Source organism: Neisseria sp. P0008.S010, from assembly GCF_051962715.1.
GTDB lineage: Bacteria > Pseudomonadota > Gammaproteobacteria > Burkholderiales > Neisseriaceae > Neisseria > Neisseria elongata.
Genome location: NZ_JBQCVA010000314.1, coordinates 1 through 265, shown reverse-complemented (window position 1 = coordinate 265; position 265 = coordinate 1). Strand labels below are relative to the sequence as shown.

1 rRNA gene is annotated in these 265 nt (G+C 49.8%); it reads right to left on the bottom strand.

Going from position 1 to position 265, the window contains the following annotated elements:
- Positions 1-265: ribosomal RNA gene (locus ACTHSL_RS13745) — 16S ribosomal RNA — on the bottom strand; the annotation flags it as partial.

The window sequence follows — 265 nt, the reverse complement described above, 5'->3', positions numbered from 1 at the left end:
CTACGAATTTCACTTCTACTCCTGGAATTCCACCACCCTCTCAAGCATTCAAGATCTGCAGTTTCCAATGCACGTCCCGGGTTAAGCCCGGGGATTTCACATTAGACTTACAAACCAGCCTACGCGCCCTTTACGCCCAGTAATTCCGAACAACGCTTGCACCCTTCGTATTACCGCTGCTGCTGGCACGAAGTTAGCAGGTGCTTCTTCTTTTGGTACCGTCAAATTAACTGGATATTAGCCAGCTAACCCTTCTCCCCAACCG